The 16,852-nt window shown below is 43.1% G+C and carries 22 protein-coding genes; 13 read left to right on the top strand and 9 right to left on the bottom strand.

The genetic code is table 11. From position 1 onward, the window contains the following. Positions 1-12: 12 nt before the first annotated feature. Positions 13-717: a DNA polymerase III subunit epsilon gene (gene dnaQ, locus ACZ1GZ_RS03030; protein ID WP_472666949.1), complete on the top strand. Its 705-nt coding sequence runs from the start codon at positions 13-15 to the stop codon at positions 715-717. A 59-nt stretch (positions 718-776) separates the two neighbouring features. Here the strand turns inward: dnaQ and secB are convergent, their stop codons facing one another. Next, entirely contained in the window at positions 777-1,283 is a 507-nt protein-coding gene (gene secB / locus ACZ1GZ_RS03035; RefSeq protein ID WP_472666951.1) for a protein-export chaperone SecB, read from the bottom strand. Between the two features lie 118 nt (positions 1,284-1,401). Further along, complete coding sequence (locus ACZ1GZ_RS03040) at positions 1,402-1,938, bottom strand: FxsA family protein (RefSeq protein WP_472666952.1); 537 nt, start codon at positions 1,936-1,938, stop codon at positions 1,402-1,404. A 188-nt stretch (positions 1,939-2,126) separates the two neighbouring features. Between ACZ1GZ_RS03040 and ACZ1GZ_RS03045 the strand changes: the two genes are divergently transcribed. The 4 genes from ACZ1GZ_RS03045 to ACZ1GZ_RS03060 are packed head-to-tail and all read left to right on the top strand — an operon-like array spanning position 2,127 to position 4,897. Next, entirely contained in the window at positions 2,127-2,837 is a 711-nt protein-coding gene (locus ACZ1GZ_RS03045) for a Tim44/TimA family putative adaptor protein (protein ID WP_472666953.1), read from the top strand. A gap of 15 nt (positions 2,838-2,852) precedes the next feature. Next, a complete protein-coding gene (gene mltA / locus ACZ1GZ_RS03050) occupies positions 2,853-3,935 on the top strand; it encodes a murein transglycosylase A (protein WP_472666954.1) in 1,083 nt (360 codons plus the stop codon). Between the two features lie 17 nt (positions 3,936-3,952). Continuing rightward, complete coding sequence (locus ACZ1GZ_RS03055) at positions 3,953-4,525, top strand: Smr/MutS family protein (RefSeq protein WP_472666955.1); 573 nt, start codon at positions 3,953-3,955, stop codon at positions 4,523-4,525. An 18-nt stretch (positions 4,526-4,543) separates the two neighbouring features. Further along, positions 4,544-4,897, top strand: a complete 354-nt coding sequence (locus ACZ1GZ_RS03060; protein ID WP_472666956.1) for a helix-turn-helix domain-containing protein — start codon at positions 4,544-4,546, stop codon at positions 4,895-4,897. Positions 4,898-4,923: 26 nt separating this feature from the next. On the opposite strand, the gene ACZ1GZ_RS03065 is transcribed toward ACZ1GZ_RS03060, so the two are convergent. From ACZ1GZ_RS03065 to hslV, 3 genes are read right to left on the bottom strand one after another with little or no spacing between them, the layout of a single operon-like run. Next, positions 4,924-5,868, bottom strand: coding sequence for a DUF1402 family protein (locus tag ACZ1GZ_RS03065; protein ID WP_472666957.1), 945 nt, complete (start codon positions 5,866-5,868; stop codon positions 4,924-4,926). Positions 5,869-5,905: 37 nt separating this feature from the next. Next, on the bottom strand, positions 5,906-7,213 hold the full coding sequence (gene hslU / locus ACZ1GZ_RS03070; RefSeq protein ID WP_472666958.1) for an ATP-dependent protease ATPase subunit HslU: 1,308 nt from the start codon (positions 7,211-7,213) through the stop codon (positions 5,906-5,908). Positions 7,214-7,268: 55 nt separating this feature from the next. After that, the gene (gene hslV / locus ACZ1GZ_RS03075; protein WP_472666960.1) at positions 7,269-7,844 is read right to left on the bottom strand and encodes an ATP-dependent protease subunit HslV; all 576 of its coding nucleotides are present in this window, start codon (positions 7,842-7,844) and stop codon (positions 7,269-7,271) included. A 183-nt stretch (positions 7,845-8,027) separates the two neighbouring features. Here hslV and hisB point away from each other — a divergent pair, with 183 nt between their 5' ends. From hisB to coaA, 7 genes are all read left to right on the top strand, one after another. After that, entirely contained in the window at positions 8,028-8,636 is a 609-nt protein-coding gene (gene hisB, locus ACZ1GZ_RS03080) for an imidazoleglycerol-phosphate dehydratase HisB (RefSeq protein WP_472666961.1), read from the top strand. A gap of 12 nt (positions 8,637-8,648) precedes the next feature. After that, a complete protein-coding gene (locus tag ACZ1GZ_RS03085) occupies positions 8,649-9,098 on the top strand; it encodes a DUF2628 domain-containing protein (protein WP_472666962.1) in 450 nt (149 codons plus the stop codon). A gap of 8 nt (positions 9,099-9,106) precedes the next feature. Continuing rightward, positions 9,107-9,757 carry an imidazole glycerol phosphate synthase subunit HisH gene (hisH, locus tag ACZ1GZ_RS03090; RefSeq protein WP_472666963.1) on the top strand — a complete coding sequence of 217 codons (651 nt, stop codon included), beginning with the start codon at positions 9,107-9,109 and terminating at the stop codon, positions 9,755-9,757. 1 nt (position 9,758) lies between these two features. Continuing rightward, positions 9,759-10,499: a 1-(5-phosphoribosyl)-5-[(5-phosphoribosylamino)methylideneamino]imidazole-4-carboxamide isomerase gene (gene hisA, locus ACZ1GZ_RS03095; RefSeq protein ID WP_472666964.1), complete on the top strand. Its 741-nt coding sequence runs from the start codon at positions 9,759-9,761 to the stop codon at positions 10,497-10,499. Positions 10,500-10,502: 3 nt separating this feature from the next. After that, positions 10,503-11,276, top strand: a complete 774-nt coding sequence (gene hisF, locus ACZ1GZ_RS03100; protein ID WP_472666966.1) for an imidazole glycerol phosphate synthase subunit HisF — start codon at positions 10,503-10,505, stop codon at positions 11,274-11,276. A gap of 83 nt (positions 11,277-11,359) precedes the next feature. Continuing rightward, positions 11,360-11,683 (top strand): phosphoribosyl-ATP diphosphatase, encoded by a 324-nt coding sequence (locus ACZ1GZ_RS03105; protein WP_472666967.1) that lies wholly within the window; start codon positions 11,360-11,362, stop codon positions 11,681-11,683. Between the two features lie 27 nt (positions 11,684-11,710). Then, complete coding sequence (gene coaA / locus ACZ1GZ_RS03110) at positions 11,711-12,688, top strand: type I pantothenate kinase (RefSeq protein WP_472668217.1); 978 nt, start codon at positions 11,711-11,713, stop codon at positions 12,686-12,688. Between the two features lies 1 nt (position 12,689). On the opposite strand, the gene ACZ1GZ_RS03115 is transcribed toward coaA, so the two are convergent. The 3 genes from ACZ1GZ_RS03115 to arfB form a co-directional block, all read right to left on the bottom strand. Further along, positions 12,690-13,307 (bottom strand): alpha-ketoglutarate-dependent dioxygenase AlkB, encoded by a 618-nt coding sequence (locus tag ACZ1GZ_RS03115; RefSeq protein WP_472666968.1) that lies wholly within the window; start codon positions 13,305-13,307, stop codon positions 12,690-12,692. Between the two features lie 30 nt (positions 13,308-13,337). Continuing rightward, positions 13,338-13,787, bottom strand: a complete 450-nt coding sequence (gene lysM, locus ACZ1GZ_RS03120; protein ID WP_472666969.1) for a peptidoglycan-binding protein LysM — start codon at positions 13,785-13,787, stop codon at positions 13,338-13,340. A gap of 105 nt (positions 13,788-13,892) precedes the next feature. Beyond that, on the bottom strand, positions 13,893-14,327 hold the full coding sequence (arfB, locus tag ACZ1GZ_RS03125; protein WP_472666970.1) for an alternative ribosome rescue aminoacyl-tRNA hydrolase ArfB: 435 nt from the start codon (positions 14,325-14,327) through the stop codon (positions 13,893-13,895). Between the two features lie 146 nt (positions 14,328-14,473). Between arfB and ACZ1GZ_RS03130 the strand changes: the two genes are divergently transcribed. Then, entirely contained in the window at positions 14,474-14,848 is a 375-nt protein-coding gene (locus tag ACZ1GZ_RS03130) for a response regulator (protein WP_472666971.1), read from the top strand. Between the two features lie 79 nt (positions 14,849-14,927). Here the strand turns inward: ACZ1GZ_RS03130 and ACZ1GZ_RS03135 are convergent, their stop codons facing one another. Further along, positions 14,928-16,541, bottom strand: a complete 1,614-nt coding sequence (locus ACZ1GZ_RS03135) for a phosphoenolpyruvate carboxykinase (RefSeq protein ID WP_472666972.1) — start codon at positions 16,539-16,541, stop codon at positions 14,928-14,930. Positions 16,542-16,852 lie beyond the last annotated feature (311 nt).

Here is a 16,852-nt window from a genome sequence, read left to right on the forward strand (position 1 = left end):
TAAAGGTACGATATGCGTGAAATTATCTTCGATACTGAAACGACCGGACTTAGCAACAAAGATGATCGGATAGTTGAATTCGGCGGTGTTGAACTTGAAAATAAGTTTCCGACAGGGAAGTTTCTGCATATTTATATTAATCCAGAAGGCAAAAAAGTGCATCCAGATGCATTGGAAGTGCACGGGATTACAGATGAATTTTTGCTCGATAAACCAGCCTTTAAAGAGATAGCAGATGAATTGCTGGAATTTGTGCAAGGTGCAAAACTGGTCGCGCATAACGCAAATTTTGATATGGGCTTCTTAAACGCAGAGCTTGCCAGATTGGATAAATTACCAATCGGCAATGAACATGTCATAGATACATTGGCCATCGCTCGGCGCAAACACCCAATGGGTCCTAACAGCCTTGATGCCTTGTGTCGTCGCTATGGCATCGATAATTCCAAGCGTGAAAAACACGGCGCATTGCTTGATGCGGAATTGTTGGCTGAAGTTTACATCGAACTATCTGGTGGTAAACAAACAGCGTTGAGTTTAGTGAATAATAATGGGAATTCTGATAAAGAAAATTCAGATGTTACGGTGCAAACAGCGCGGATTAAAGAGCGTGCAAACCCATTGCCAGCGCGCATAACCGAAGCAGAAAAGTTAGCTCATGAAAAACTGGTTGCCGATCTTGGTGAAGATTCGATCTGGGCTAAATCAGCAACATAAAAAACCGGCCTAAATCAACAAAGATCTAAGCCGGCTCTAAAAATTAAAATCTAACGCTATTAGTTAGTTTTCGGTGCTTCGACCTTAGCTTTTGCTTGCTCTTCAGCCATACGCTGTTGGAACATTTGCGCAAAATCGATTGGGTCGATCATCAATGGTGGGAAGCCACCGTTGCGTGTAGCATCTGCAACGATTTGACGTGCAAATGGGAATAGCAAACGTGGGCATTCAATAAATAGAACAGGTAAAACGTGTTCTTGTGGGAAGTTTGCCACACGGAAGATACCGCCATAAACCAATTCGATATGGAAAAGCTGCTCGTCGCCATTTTTAGCATCAGCTGTTAGGTTCAACACAACATCAAAATCTGTTTGTGACATTGGGTTTGCGTTGACATTCACGTTGATATTGATGTCAGGAGCTTTTTCTTTTGGTCCAAGGGATTTAGGTGCACCTGGATTTTCAAAAGAAAGATCTTTGATATATTGCGTTAGAATATTCAAAGAAGGTGGTGCAGAAGCTTCGCCGTTTGATCCCGCAGCGTTGTTATCAGCTTTATCTGACATATTAATTTCCTTTATTTCCTCGAAGGCTGTGATTTCTCTGACAGCCGATAAATTGAAAAATCTTGTCGGTGAGCTAGCATCTCAAACCATGGCTTACAACCAAAAAAAGGTAAAAACTCTATTTCGGCTTGTTTTCGCCCTCAATCCATGGCGAATCTGGATTGGGTTCTGTGCTGGGGTTTGGTTCTGGATCGCGTGAATATTCATCTTCATTAAGGTCCACAAACGGTTCTCCCTGATAGTTTGGACCTCTTGGTGAGCCTTGACCCTGACCAAAACCGTTGCCACCAACATTGATAACGTTGATGCGTGTTTTCATAAAATTCCAAGCCAAATCTCGAAACGGGGGAAAAAAGAGCAAAAACCCTATTGAGTCAGTTACAAAACCAGGCGTTAACAACAAAACACCAGCAATCATGATCATGGCGCCATGCACCAGTTCCCGACCTGGAATATTTCCTGAGCGACTTTCAGCCTGCAGTTTTTGCAAAATTGATAAGCCCTGTTGCCGTAAGAAAAATGTACCTAAAATTGCTGTGACCAAAATCATGCCTAAAGTTGGAAATACGCCTATCTGCCCTCCAACAAGTATGAAAACGGTGATTTCCAGGATAGGAACAACCAATAAAAGAAATGGGATGAGTGAAAAGGGCATAATTGCGGGTTCGTTCTAATGTGATTAAACTTTAGTGATGGTCAAATAAATGCAAATTAACGATCTGAAATGACGTTGTTTCGTATAGATAATGCATGTTCTTGCATTTTTAAAGGTAAATGGATTTGAATGCGCGGCATAAGCACTCTATATGCTAGTATAGACAAATAATTTAGATGGCGATTCTGATGGGTTCTTTTGATTTTACAACTTTGTTCTTTTTTGTTGTCGCAGTGATTGTATTCATTCAGCTGCGCGGCGTTTTGGGTAAACGGACTGGACATGAGAAAGAGCATCATCAACATCAGCGTGAAATTAATGATATGTATTCAGAACCTGAATCAGATTCAGATTCAAATGTTGTTACGCTGCCACGTCGCGATGATAATGAAGAACCAATCAATAAATATCTTAATGTTGATAGCTATGCCGAACCCGGTACGCCGCTGAATAATCAATTGCGCGATGTTATCCAGGCAGATCCAAATTTTGCACCAAAGCAATTTGTAGATGGTGCCAAAATGGCTTATGAAATGATTGTTACAGCTTATGCATATGGTAATCGCAAAGAACTTAAAAATCTTTTATCCCGCGATGTATATGATAGCTATGTTGCAGCAATTAATGAGCGCGAGTCGCGTAAGGAAACAGTCAGATTTGATTTCGTCGGTGTTGATAAAGCGGAAATTGTTCAAGCCGAAGTTATTGGCCGCGATGTAAACGTCACGGTGCGTCTCGTCAGTCAGATTATTTCTGCTACTTTAGACAGTGGTGAAGATGTAATCGAAGGCGATTTAGAAGAAATAGCCGAAGTGATCGATATCTGGACCTTCTCTCGAGATGTTAAATCACGTGATCCGAACTGGCGTTTGGTGGCATCAGAGCCAGATAACGGCTAATTCAATAATCTGTTTATGATGGATAAGTTTCAGCCGGTTCCGTATTCCAAAGTACCCGGCTGGACAACAGATGATCATAAATTTGCTTTTAAAGCATTTCTTCAAACAGCAAAATTTCATCTTGATGTTAAATCCTATCGAGAAAAATTATTACCAGTTGATCAAAAAAACTTCCAACAGGTTTGTTCAGATGCGTTGCGCCTTATGGATAATGTTGATTTTTCCAACACCGATGCGCGCGCGTTTTTTGAACAAAATTTCTCCCCGTTTTCAGTTGAAGAAACAGGCTTTGTGACAGGCTATTATGAGCCTGAAGTGGATGTTCGTTATGAAAAAGATGAACAATACAAATATCCATTTTACAAAAGACCGATCGATTTAGTTGATATTGACGACCCCGCAAACCCGCCAAATGGGGTATCAGTGGGATATGCATTTGCGAAAAAAACAGCGCAAGGTTATTCCAGTTATCCAACACGACAGGACATCGATCAGGGATATTTAGATCAAGACTTGCTTGAAATAGCCTACGCAAAAAACAAAGCAGATGTTTATTTTACGCATATTCAAGGCTCAGCGAGACTAAAAGATGCCAAGGATCATATCAAACGCATTTCTTATGCGGCAAAATCTGGTCATCCTTACACGTCTATCGGAAAGATCCTAATTAAACGCGGTGATATTGCACAAAGTGACATGTCAATGGATAGAATTCGGCAATGGATGGAAGAAAATCCTTCATTGGTGGATGAACTTTTATGGCAAAATGAATCCTATATCTTTTTTAAAGAGCTTGACGAGTTAGACCCAACATTTGGGCCAGTTGGCGCTGCAAAAGTGCAGCTAACCAATGAGCGCTCGCTGGCTGTCGATAAGTCAATTTACCAGTTTGGATTACCTATTTTTATTTCAGCGAAAGACCTAGATATATCATCAACACAAAAACAGTTTCAAAAACTGATGATTGCGCAAGACACTGGATCGGCAATTTTAGGTGCTTCAAGGGGTGATATTTTTGTCGGATCTGGTTTAAAAGCAGGGCGAACAGCCGGTAGCATTTCTCACAAAGCAAAGTTTTATGTACTGTTACCAAAATAAGAGATCTAACAAGTGCAATGTCTAAACGGGTAAAAAAACTATCTTTAGATGATCAAAAGGTTTGGCGTCATGTGACGCAAACCGTGATTCCGTATGGCGATCCGTTAGAATTCGATGAATTTGAAGATGAGAGCGAACAAGAAGAAGCGCTAAAGAGCGTGAAGCCCGAAAAAGCGAGACTTCGATCAACGGCGGATAGTTATTCACCGCCTGTGCAAACACCTAAATCAAAAGTGAAATCGACCGATTTACACCCTATTGAACGGCCGGTGCACAAAAAAATATCTAAAGGTCGCGTCGCCATTGATGCGCGTATTGACCTTCATGGAATGACACAGCAGATTGCCCATCGGGCACTTTATAATTTTCTAACCGACGCATATTTGTGTGGTGATCGCCATGTTTTGGTTATCACAGGTAAAGGAAACTCATCAGGAGGACGCGGAATATTGCGTCAGGTCGTACCCGAATGGTTTAAAAACCCCGAATTTAAAGAGTTGGTGTCCGGGTTTCGTTCGTCAGCACAACATCATGGTGGCGATGGGGCGTTATATGTCCGCTTGCGACGAAAACATGATCCGCGTAGTTAGATAATGGTTGAATAAGCAATGACACCTTTTGGAAAAGCTATTCGAGACCTTCGAAATGAGCGAGGGATTACACAAAAGCAAATGGCGCAAGCGCTAAATGTAACACCGGCATATCTATCTGCGTTGGAACATGGACATAGATCAAAACCAAACTGGCATTTCGTGCAACGTATCATTGGCTATTTTAACATTATTTGGGATGACGCTGAAGAATTGATGAAACTGGCAGGCTTGTCCGATCCAAAAATAAGTATCGATACATCTGGATTATCACCGCAGGCGACAGAGACAGCTAATCAATTAGCTAAGAAGATCGCAAAGCTTTCCGATGACGATTTAAACCAGATTAAGAAAATTATCGATGACGCTTAAAAATGTCATCTATGCGATGTTCAGCATTACCACTTAGCAATGATGCTGCGCAGCTCTTTTTCATGCTCATTTACAAACCAGCCGTAGTAATTTTCGCGCGGATATTTGCGTCCGCTACGACGGAACTTGCGCGCACGTTCATCCGGCTTGCCCAAATTATATAAAGTAGCTGTTAAACCAGGGTTTTTTGAAATATCAACCCGGCCTGCTTTCTTATATTCATCGATCGCAACGCGAATGGAAGCGGCCATATAGGTAAGCGTTGTATTAGGATCCATAATGGCTTCGTAAACACCGCGCGCATCAGACGCTTTGATCTTTTTATGCTTGGTTGTCGCATTAACTTTGTCAGTCAATTTCAGCGCTGTGAGCGGATTGATTTGTCCTAGACCAAAAGTTTGACCGGCATAAAATGGTTGGAAAAAGATCGCGCTAAAACGGCCCTTTGGATATTTTTTACCATCGACTTTTTTCCCGCTAAATTTCTTGTTCCATACATTTTCACGGCAGGACCAGAGTTCAAATGAACCGTTTGCTTTGCCACAAGTTTCAAACTCGTCGCGTTGGACAAAATCCACCACATTTTCACCATCATATTTAAAATCAAATTTCGTATTGGTATAAGCAGCTACTTTGACCAAATAGGATTGAAAAGTATCGTAAATATCAACGTTAAATGTGTGCTCTCCAACGATCGCACCAACCATATGCATGGGATCAATTTTATACGCGGCAGAATATTTTTTAATGCCGCGCTGTAATTTTCGGTCTCGCTCAAGTAGTTTTTTGACCTTTTCATACTTCGCGTCAAATGAGGTTTTTTTAGCAGAAGTACGACGACTAGATGCAGACGGTATTTTTGGTTGCTTGGAATAACGATTTCCACTGGGCACAACGCGGGTCGAAGCCGCAGCAGCAATGTCTACTGACAATAGACCAAATATTGCCCCAATAGCGATCAGTCCCCGCATCTCACCAAATTCCTGTCTGCCCATTTCTATGATTTGTTTATAGTATGAATTTAGACAAATCTGTGTCTTGTGCAAGATCGCCAACGTTTTTTCGGACATATTCTGCATCAATTGTGACAGTTGTGCCACTGGTATCGGGTGCAGAGAACGAAATTTCGTCCAAAACGCGCTCCATAACCGTTTGCAAACGACGCGCACCGATGTTTTCAACGGTTGAATTTAGATGAACAGCAACATCAGCTAATTCGTCAATTGCATCATCGGTAAACTCAAGTGTTACCTCCTCAGTTTTCATCAGAGCAACATATTGCTTGATTAAACTGGCCTCTGTTTCTGTTAAAATACGGCGGAAATCATCTTTTTCCAGTGCGCGTAATTCAACGCGAATCGGTAAGCGACCCTGCAATTCAGGTAAGAGGTCCGATGGCTTGGCCACATGGAACGCGCCCGATGCCACAAACAAAATGTGATCCGTTTTTATAGGTCCATATTTTGTTGAGACCGTCGTGCCTTCCACAAGTGGCAACAAATCTCGTTGCACACCTTCGCGAGAAACACCAACACCTGCTCCACCATCTTTCGCTGCGATCTTATCGATCTCGTCAATGAATACGATTCCATCATTTTGTGCCGAACGCATGGCTTCTTGCTGGATTTGCTCATCGTCAAGCAGCTTGTCGGATTCATCGTTGATCAACTGTTCATAAGAATCTTTCACCGTGGTTTTGACCTTTTTGGTCTGGCCACCCATAGCTTTGCCAAACATATCGCTCAGGTTTAGAACGCCAACATTGGCTCCGGGCATGCCTGGGATTTCAAAATTTGGCATGCCTGATTGGTTGTCAGACAATTCAATCTCAATCTCGGTGTCGTCAATCAAACCTTCACGCAATTTTTTGCGGAATGAATCGCGTGTTTTGGGTGATGCTGTGTTGCCGCAAAGTGCATCAAGCACGCGTTCTTCGGCATTTAAATGCGCTTTTGCTTTCACTTCAGCTCGTTTTTTCTCTTTGACGATTGAAATACCTGCTTCAACAAGATCACGGATGATTTGCTCAACATCGCGTCCGACATAACCCACTTCGGTAAATTTAGTTGCTTCAACTTTGATGAAGGGCGCGCCGGCTAATTTTGCTAAACGGCGTGAAATTTCGGTTTTACCCACACCAGTTGGTCCAATCATCAAAATATTTTTCGGCATCACTTCGTCGCGAAGATCTTCAGGCAGTTGTTGACGACGCCAGCGATTTCGCATGGCAATAGCAACAGCGCGTTTCGCATCTTTTTGCCCGATGATATAGCGATCAAGTTCTGATACGGTTTCACGTGGTGAAAATGTGGTCATTTATTTATTATTCCATATTCTTAAGTTTGTTGTGAAAAGCAGAGTTTCTCTAAAACTAGTTTTCAGTTTTAAGCGTTTCCACAACGAAATTCTGATTGGTGTATACACAAATATCACCAGCAATTTCCATTGCCTTTCTGGCAATTTCTTCCGCGGACATATCTGTATCCATTAAAGCGCGTGCCGCTGCATAGGCATAATTTCCACCAGAACCGATGGCCATCGTGCCATGTTCAGGTTCTAAAACATCACCATTACCGGTTATCGCAAGCGTAACGTCTTTATCTGCAACCAGCATCATAGCTTCCAGGCGACGCAAGTAGCGATCCGTGCGCCAATCTTTGGCGAGTTCTACAGACGCGCGCATTAATTGACCCGGATATTGTTCAAGCTTAGCTTCAAGACGTTCAAGCAGTGTAAAAGCATCAGCTGTTGCACCTGCAAAACCAGCAATCACATTACCGCCTTTACCAATACGGCGCACTTTGCGAGCATTTCCCTTCATCACAGTCTGGCCAAGGCTCACTTGCCCGTCACCTGCCATAACAGAAACACCGTCTTTTTTAACCGTGATAATTGTGGTTGCGTGCATTGGCGCATAAGGCGCAGCGGCTGGGTTTTGATCACTCATAAATATTCCTAACTTCCTGCCAATATTGAGATTTGGCGCATAAAAGCAATTCATTGATCCCATATGTAGGTGCGAAATGTAGAAAATCAAAAGGTAATTTTTATAAAACCATCATCTCACTTATGGAAATTTGTGCCTTGGCCTGTTATTGAGCACATATTATTTTATCACTTGGAGCGGCCTATGGCTCAAGATATATCAAAAAGATCAGCGTCCATTGAACGTAAAACCAATGAAACGGATATCTCTGTTTCAGTGAACATCGATGGCACAGGCGTTAACAATATCAAAACAGGCGTTGGTTTTTTCGACCATATGCTTGATCAATTATCACGCCATTCTTTGATTGATATGGATATACATGCAGACGGCGATCTGCATATTGATGATCACCACACAGTAGAAGATGTTGGTATCGCGATTGGTCAGGCTTTGTCGAAAGCCCTTGGTGATCGCAAGGGGATTACCCGCTATGCAAGTTTGGACCTTGTGATGGATGAAACCATGACAAAAGCTGGCATTGATATTTCAGGTCGACCATTTTTGGTTTGGAATGTAGAGTTTTCAGCACCAAAAATTGGAACCTTTGATACAGAACTCGTACGTGAGTTTTTCCAAGCTCTTGCGCAAAACTCTGGCATGACATTACATGTGAAAAACTATTATGGTGCAAATAACCACCATATTGCCGAAACCTGTTTTAAAGCCGTTGCGCGCGTATTGCGCACAGCGTGCGAGATTGATCCCCGTCAGGCGGATAAAATCCCGTCGACCAAGGGAACATTGGGTTAAACGAGGAACCAAATGAAACCGTATTTAATACTCGGTTCAAAAGCTGCCAATAACGTGGGCGAACTTATGGTGGTGGGCGATAAGTTCTCTTGGCTTGCCGCTCTTTTTGCGCCATTTTGGTTTTTATGGCGCGGAATGTGGTTGCATGCCTTGTTATCGTTTGTAGCCTTTACGGTGATCGGCGGCGCGCTGTCCGAATTGGAAAACCCTGCGATATCAATCATTGTTCAACTAGCAATGTCGTTATCGTTTGGATTGGAAGCGCGATATTTTTATATCGAGCATTTAAAAAGACAAGGCGCTTCTGTCTTGGGCATTCATATGGCATTTGATGAGCAAATGGCGATGGAATTGCATTTAGATGCACATCCGTTTCCAAGTCAGGATCCAAAGCAGGCATCCAATATCATCACCTCTTACGATAAAGCATATCATGCAGACATGATATTTGGCAGTAATTAGGAAAAATCATGAAAGTTGCTGTAATTGATTATGGATCGGGCAATCTTCGGTCCGCGGTAAAATCATTTGAGCGCGCAGCGCGTGAATCTAATATTTCAGCTGAAATTAATTTGGTTGATACACCTGAAGCTGTGCTCGCCGCTGATCGTATTGTCCTACCTGGTGTTGGCGCATATGCAGATTGTCGCCGTGGCCTAGGCGCTGTGCCGGGCATGGTTGACGCTTTGCATGAAGCTGTAATTAAAAAAGCCAAGCCGTTTTTTGGGATTTGTGTTGGAATGCAGCTTATGTCCACGCGTGGATTAGAGAAAGAGACCATCGATGGCCTTAATTGGGTTTCAGGGGATGTTGCTGAGATTAAGATCGATGATCCAAATCTTAAAATCCCGCAAATGGGTTGGAACACAATCGATCTAACACGTGAACATCCATTATTTGATGGTATAAAAACAGGTGCCGATGGCAAACACGCTTATTTCGTTCACTCCTATCATTTTGTGCCTGAAAATCCCGATGATGTTTTGGCCACGGTCCAATATGGCGGCACTGTGACGGCCGTTATTGCCAAAGACAATATGATTGGTACGCAATTTCACCCTGAGAAAAGCCAGGAACTTGGTCTTTCACTGATAACAAACTTTCTAAAATGGTCCGTGTAATATGATCCTGTTTCCTGCAATTGATTTAAAAGACGGCCAATGTGTGCGTTTAAAACTGGGTGATATGGATCAGGCTACTGTCTATAATGATAGCCCAGGTGCACAGGCAAAAGCCTTTGAAGAGCAAGGCTTTGATTGGCTCCATGTTGTAGATCTTAACGGCGCGTTTGCGGGTGAAAGTGTCAATGGTGCTGCCGTTGAGGAAATTTTGGCATCAACCAAAAATCCCGTGCAGCTTGGTGGCGGCATTCGTAATCTTGATCATATCGCTTCCTGGCTGGATAAAGGTTTGGCGCGCGTGATCTTGGGAACAGTTGCGGTTCGCGAACCCGAACTGGTCAAGCAAGCCTGTCGAGAATTTCCAGGTAAGATCGCCGTTGGTATCGATGCGAAAGGCGGCAAAGTAGCCGTTGAAGGTTGGGCAGAAGCATCAGAGCTTGGCGTTGTCGAATTGGCAAAAGAGTTTGAAGGTGCGGGTGTATCCGCCATTATCTATACAGATATTGATCGCGACGGCGTGCTTAAAGGCATTAATTGGGAATCAACGCTTCATCTTGCTCAATCTGTCTCCATTCCGGTCATCGCTTCAGGCGGTTTAGCCTCCATGGATGATATTAACATGATGGCAAGCGATGAAGCGCAGATCCTTGAGGGCGCTATTTCTGGTCGTGCGCTTTATGATGGTCGTATTGATCCCAATGAAGCACTTAGCGTGTTAAAAAATGCGAAAAACAAAGGATAAAACATGCTGAAATCTCGTGTCATTCCATGTTTAGACGTAAAAGACGGCCGCGTCGTAAAAGGCGTCAACTTTGTTGATCTTGTTGATGCAGGTGATCCGGTTGAAGCTGCAAAAGCCTATGATGCCGCAGGCGCGGATGAATTGTGCTTCTTAGATATCACAGCATCTTCGGGCAATCGTGAGACGATTTACGATGTTGTTGCGCAAACAGCAGAACATTGCTTCATGCCGCTCACAGTTGGCGGCGGTGTACGTGAAGTAAAAGACATCCGCAAACTTTTGCTATCGGGTGCTGATAAAGTGTCGATCAATACGGCAGCGGTTAATAATCCCGATTTTGTCGGAGAAGCAGCAGATAAATTTGGAAATCAGTGCATTGTGGTCTCAATTGATGCGAAAAAGACATCCAAGCCCGGCGAAGAGAACCGTTGGGAGATCTTTACCCATGGTGGTCGCAATGAAACGGGTATCAACGCCATTGAATTTGCCATTCGGATGACTAAATTGGGTGCGGGTGAACTTTTAGTCACGTCAATGGATCGCGATGGATCCAAAATTGGCTATGATATTGAGTTAACACGCGCAATTGCTGATGCAACATCCGTTCCGGTCATTGCGTCTGGCGGTGTAGGTGATCTTGATCACTTGGTTGAAGGTATCCGAGATGGTCATGCAACAGCGGTTCTTGCAGCTTCCATTTTCCATTTTGGAACCTATACAATTGGTGAGGCTAAACAATACATGGCTGACGCTGGGCTCGCCATGCGACTTGATTAACAGAAGATAATCCTCACTTTGCAGCTGACTTGACCGAAGAGGCGCAGGCTGCTTAAAGGTATTATACGAGGGGAAGATCGATCATGAGTGAATTTGATCTCAAAGATCTTGAAAAGATAGTAAGCGCGCGCGCTAATGCGTCGCCGGATGAATCTTGGACAGCAAAGCTCGTCTCCAAAGGACAGGAAAAAGCTGCAAAAAAGCTGGGTGAAGAAGCTGTTGAAGCTGTAATAGCTGCTGTGAGCAATGATCGGGGTGAACTGATTAAAGAGTCAGCCGATGTTTTGTTCCACCTTTTAGTTGTTTTAAAAATAGCAGACATTCCGCTTTCAGACGTTATGGCAGAGCTTGAAAATCGCACATCGCAATCAGGTATTGTTGAAAAAGCATCGAGACCGAGTGGATAAGCGCTTTTGGATATCATTAACCGCATGATGAACGAAGACTTAGATAGCCAAGATCACATTGGTCGAGAAAAGTATTCTCCGTTTCGGGCGTTTAGTGCTGAAAGATGGTCCGAATTTCGCGCCAATACTCCACTGACACTTTCAGAAGATGATGTAAAACGCCTTCGCTCTCTCAATGATCCGGTGGATCTCAATGAGATCGAGCGTATTTATCTGTCTTTATCACGTATGTTATCTGCGCATGTTGAAATGTCACAGGGGCTTTTTGCACAGCGCCGTCAGTTTCTTAACTTAGAACGTGCAACGCAAAGCCCGTTTATCATCGGAATTGCTGGTTCGGTTGCGGTGGGTAAGTCGACCACAGCACGTGTTTTGAAAGAACTGTTAAGCCGTTGGCCGTCCCATCCAAAGGTGGATCTCGTCACAACAGACGGGTTTTTGCATTCAAATGCATATTTAAATGAACATGGCATTATGGACCGGAAAGGCTTTCCAGATAGCTATGATATCGGTGCTGTCCTGCGGTTTTTATCAGATATTAAGTCGGGAAAAAAACGCGTTGATGCGCCTTTATATTCTCATATGGTGTACGATGTTTTGCCGGGTAAGTATCAAACGATCGAAAAACCAGATATTCTTATTTTTGAGGGAATTAATGTACTTCAAGTAAGAGATTTGCCGGCTCATGGTCGAATGGTTCCATTCGTATCTGACTTCTTTGATTTTTCAATCTATATCGATGCTGAAGAAGAAAAAATCGAGCAATGGTATATCGAACGATTTTTGCGCTTAAGGGAAACCGCTTTTAAAAGTCCGGAATCATTTTTCCATCGTTATTCTGAAATCTCCGAAGACGAAGCGTTGGAGATTGCAAAGGGTCTTTGGCAGAATATCAATATGAAAAATCTCTATGAGAATATCTTGCCAACGCGTCCACGTGCAGATTTGATACTCCGAAAAGGCGATAATCATTTAATTGAAGAAGTATTGCTGCGCCGACTTTGAATTAAGTAAGCGGTGTAACGCGCCTTAACGTTAAATTTATCCGACCGCCATTTTTCAAAAGCGGTGATGTGTCAGGATAAATCTTATCAACACCATGATAAATTAAACGGGACTCGCCTCCCAGGACAACGATATCGCCAGAATTCAATTTAAAGCTCTTGGTTTGACCACCGCGTGTTGTTTGGCCAACTCGAAATAAACAGGTATCCCCCAAGGATATGGACACAACAGGCGCATCAAAAGTGGCTTCATCTTTATCCTGGTGCAAACCCATGCGGGCTGATTGATCATAAAAATTGATCAAACAGGCTTCAGGTTGCTGATCAATTCCAGATGTTTCATTCCAGATTGTTAAAAGTTCTTGCGGAATTTCAGGCCAAGGCAAACTGGTTTTTGGATGGGTGTTTTGATACCGATAACCGCTTTTTTGATCAGATACCCAGCCCAATGGGCCGCAATTGGTCATTCTGACAGAAAATGGTTTGCCATTATTGGGCATTTCGGGCCTAAAAAGCGGCGCTTGTTCAACAACAGAACGTATGGTTTCAACCAGCGCTTTTTGTGCGGAAAAATCGAGGAAATTTGGAATGTGTTGGAAGCCCTTGGGGAGCACCTGCATTGGATTTTACCTTCCCAAGGGCAGTTTTAATTAATCAAGCGGCGGAATACGAAGAACTTGACCTGGATAGATAAGGTCAGGGTCTTTCAACATTGGCTTATTGGCTTCGAAAATGACGGTATATTTGCCGCCTTTACCTTTGCCATATGCAGCTTCTGCGACTTTCCATAGATTGTCACCTTTTTGCACAGTGTGGAATGTGGGTTCCGCAGCTGGTGTTTCAGCAACTTTAAGCTCGGCAGCTTCCACTTTTGAAATACCAAGAGTGTTGCCGACAGCAAGAATAGCTTTTTCAAACACGGATTGGTCTTCAACTGTACCTTCTAGTACAATGGTATCGCCTTTAACGGCGACTTTCACGTCGTCTGTACCTAGTTTGTGCGACGCAAGTTCTTCTTTCACTGCTTCTTCCGTTGGTTCTTCATCATCACCAATTCCGAGTTTTTTACCCGCAGATTTAATAAAATCAAAAAAGCTCATTCTATGCTCCCAAATTGAGTTTCTTTCCAACAAAACTGTTGGTTGGTTGAGATATAGGAATTTTAAGACACTTTGACAAAGGTTTTCATCAAATTAGAGGATAATTTAATCATCAACGACGCGATTACGCATCTTCTTAATCCCGGATCTGTTGGCTTTTTCTTTTAAGCGACGTTCTATCGACCCCCGTGTGGGTTTTGTTTTTCGCCGCGGTGGTGGCGGTGGTTTGCACGCTTCTTTTAACAGCTCAGCAAGCCGTTTACGTGCATCTTCACGGTTTCGCTCTTGTGACCGATGTTTGCTCGCTTCCAACACGATGACCCCGTCTTTATTGATGCGGCGCCCGGCAATTTTTTTGGCGCGGGATTTTATGTGAGGCGGGACGGATGGTGAGTTTAATAAATCAAACCGAAGTTGAACGCTTGTAGCAACTTTATTGACATTCTGGCCGCCAGGTCCTGCAGAATGGATAAACTGCTCGATAAGTTCCCACGGCTCGATCATGATTTTGTCATTGATGTAAAGCCGTTTGTCGACCACTTTTCATTCCTTTAGGTGTAAATCGCCCAGCGCTTTTACACTTTTTTCATAAAAGTTAACAAAGTATTAAGAAATCGTAAATTTCTCAAGTTTCGCGCAAGGCGCGACATATTAAACAAAGTCATACATAAATTAGGAGCTAAGTCATGCCTGGTTCAAAAGTATTACTCATTGATGACAATGTACATCAACACGAATTGTTTAATTGTTATGCCGCAACAGCTGAAAAAATTGAGTTAAAATCAGCTATGGATATTAATGAGGGAATGGTGTCCATGATGGACAAGCAGCCTGATGTCATCCTTTTAGATAATCAGCTAGAGTTTGATGAGACTTATAAAGACAGTGTCCCGCAACTCAGAGCGTTTGGATATAACGGTCCCATTGTTGTGATATCATCTGATACGAGCACTTTATCTAAAGAAGAGCTTGAAGATTATTCTGTGATCAATTGTGCAGATAAGTTTGATTTTGATCTGAACAACTTTGAAAACAAGATTAACGAGCTTATTGCGGCTTAATTTTGCCCATTTAAAACTAATAAACCCGCTAAGCACATAGCCTAGCGGGTTTTTGTTAACTGGAGGAAATTAACGTCATTTATTCTGCAGCAAGTCTAACGCCTGGGGCAGCGTCACGAACCGTGCCATCAACATGATTTTCGAACTTCTCAAAATTGGAAACAAACATATCAACAAGACGTATCGCCATTTGATCGTAAGCTTCTTTGTCATCCCAAGTTGAACGTGGGTCCAATATAGAGCTTTCAACACCTTCAACAGCAACCGGAACCTGGAAGCCAAAGTTTGTATCTGGTCGGAAGTCAGCATCATTTAATGTGCCATCAAGTGCAGCCGTTAAAAGTGCGCGCGTGGCTTTAATTGGCATGCGAATTCCAACACCGTATGCACCGCCAGTCCAACCAGTGTTAACCAACCAGCAATTTACACCGTGTTCTGCAATAAGCTTGCGCAACAGATTACCGTAAACGGCAGGGTGACGCGGCATAAATGGTGCACCAAAGCAAGTTGAGAAAGTAGCTTCGGGTTCGGTTACGCCTTTTTCAGTACCAGCAACTTTTGCAGTGTAGCCCGACAAGAAATGGTACATCGCTTGATCAGGTGTCAGTTTTGCAATTGGAGGTAAGATACCAAATGCATCAGCTGTTAGCATGATGATGTTTAGCGGGTGTCCAGATTTACCTGTTTCACTTGCATTAGGGATGAAATGCAGTGGGTATGCACAGCGCGTATTTTCGGTAAGCGAGCCATCGTCAAAATCAGGCTCACGGTTATCGTTTAAGACAACATTTTCAAGCACTGTGCCGAAACGGGTTGTTGTGCCGTAAATTTCCGGCTCAGCTTCCTGTGAAAGACGGATAGTTTTCGCATAGCATCCACCTTCGAAGTTAAAGATACCATCTTCACCCCAACCGTGTTCATCGTCTCCAATAAGCGTGCGGTTTGGATCAGCTGACAAGGTTGTTTTACCTGTGCCTGATAGACCAAAGAATACTGCTGAATCGCCATTTGGACCCACATTAGCTGAACAATGCATTGGCATAACGTCTTTACCAGGCAGAAGGTAGTTCAACATTGTAAAGACTGATTTCTTCATCTCACCAGCGTATGAAGTTCCGCCAATAAGAACGATACCTTTACTTACATTCAGCGCGATGACAGTTTCAGAGCGACATTCGTGACGCTCAGGATCAGCGCGGAAACTTGGCAGATCAATAATTGTGAGCTTTGCAGCAAACTCCTCAAGATCTTCGCGGCTTGGGCGAATAAGCAAATTTCGAATAAAGAGTGAGTGCCATGCAAATTCAGTCACAACGCGCGTCGGAAGCGCATTATCGCTATCAGCACCGCCAACCAGGTCTTGTACAAATAAATCCCGACCTTCAGCATGTGAGATCATATCATCGTAAAGACGCTCAAACGCTGCAGATGACATACCTTTATTATTATCCCACCAAATTTGATCTTCAGTGGTTGCATCTCGAACAGTAAATTTATCTGCCGCAGAACGACCAGTATGCTGTCCGGTAATCGCGCGCAACGCGCCATGCGCAGTCAGGGTCGCTTCTTTGCGTTGGAGGGCTTGCTCATAAAGCGCGCCTTCGGTCAAGTTGTAATAAACAGACGAATTCGTCGTTAGTCCACATTGATCGATGCCGAACGCTTTATTGCGTAAACCAAATTCCTGGGTCATAGCAGGAGCCTTTCCAATTTCAAATGACGCTTTAAACTAAGCACCGGAACATACATTTGTTTTTAAAATACACAAGGATAATCTAAAAAAAATTAATAAAAACAATAATTTAATCGTTTTAAATAAATTAAAAAAATCTAAATCGTTTTAAATCACTGAAAAATAACAATTGACAACCGCGTGCAAAAAATCAGCTTTTTTTCGCAAAAATTTAATTTGATGACTTTAATTTGCGCCTGTGCCACATTTTGTTCTCTTTTTATCCGCATTACGGCACGGCATGCAAAACGCGTGTGGGTGTAAATAATTCA

Source organism: Lentilitoribacter sp. JB5-8 (genome assembly GCF_055693385.1).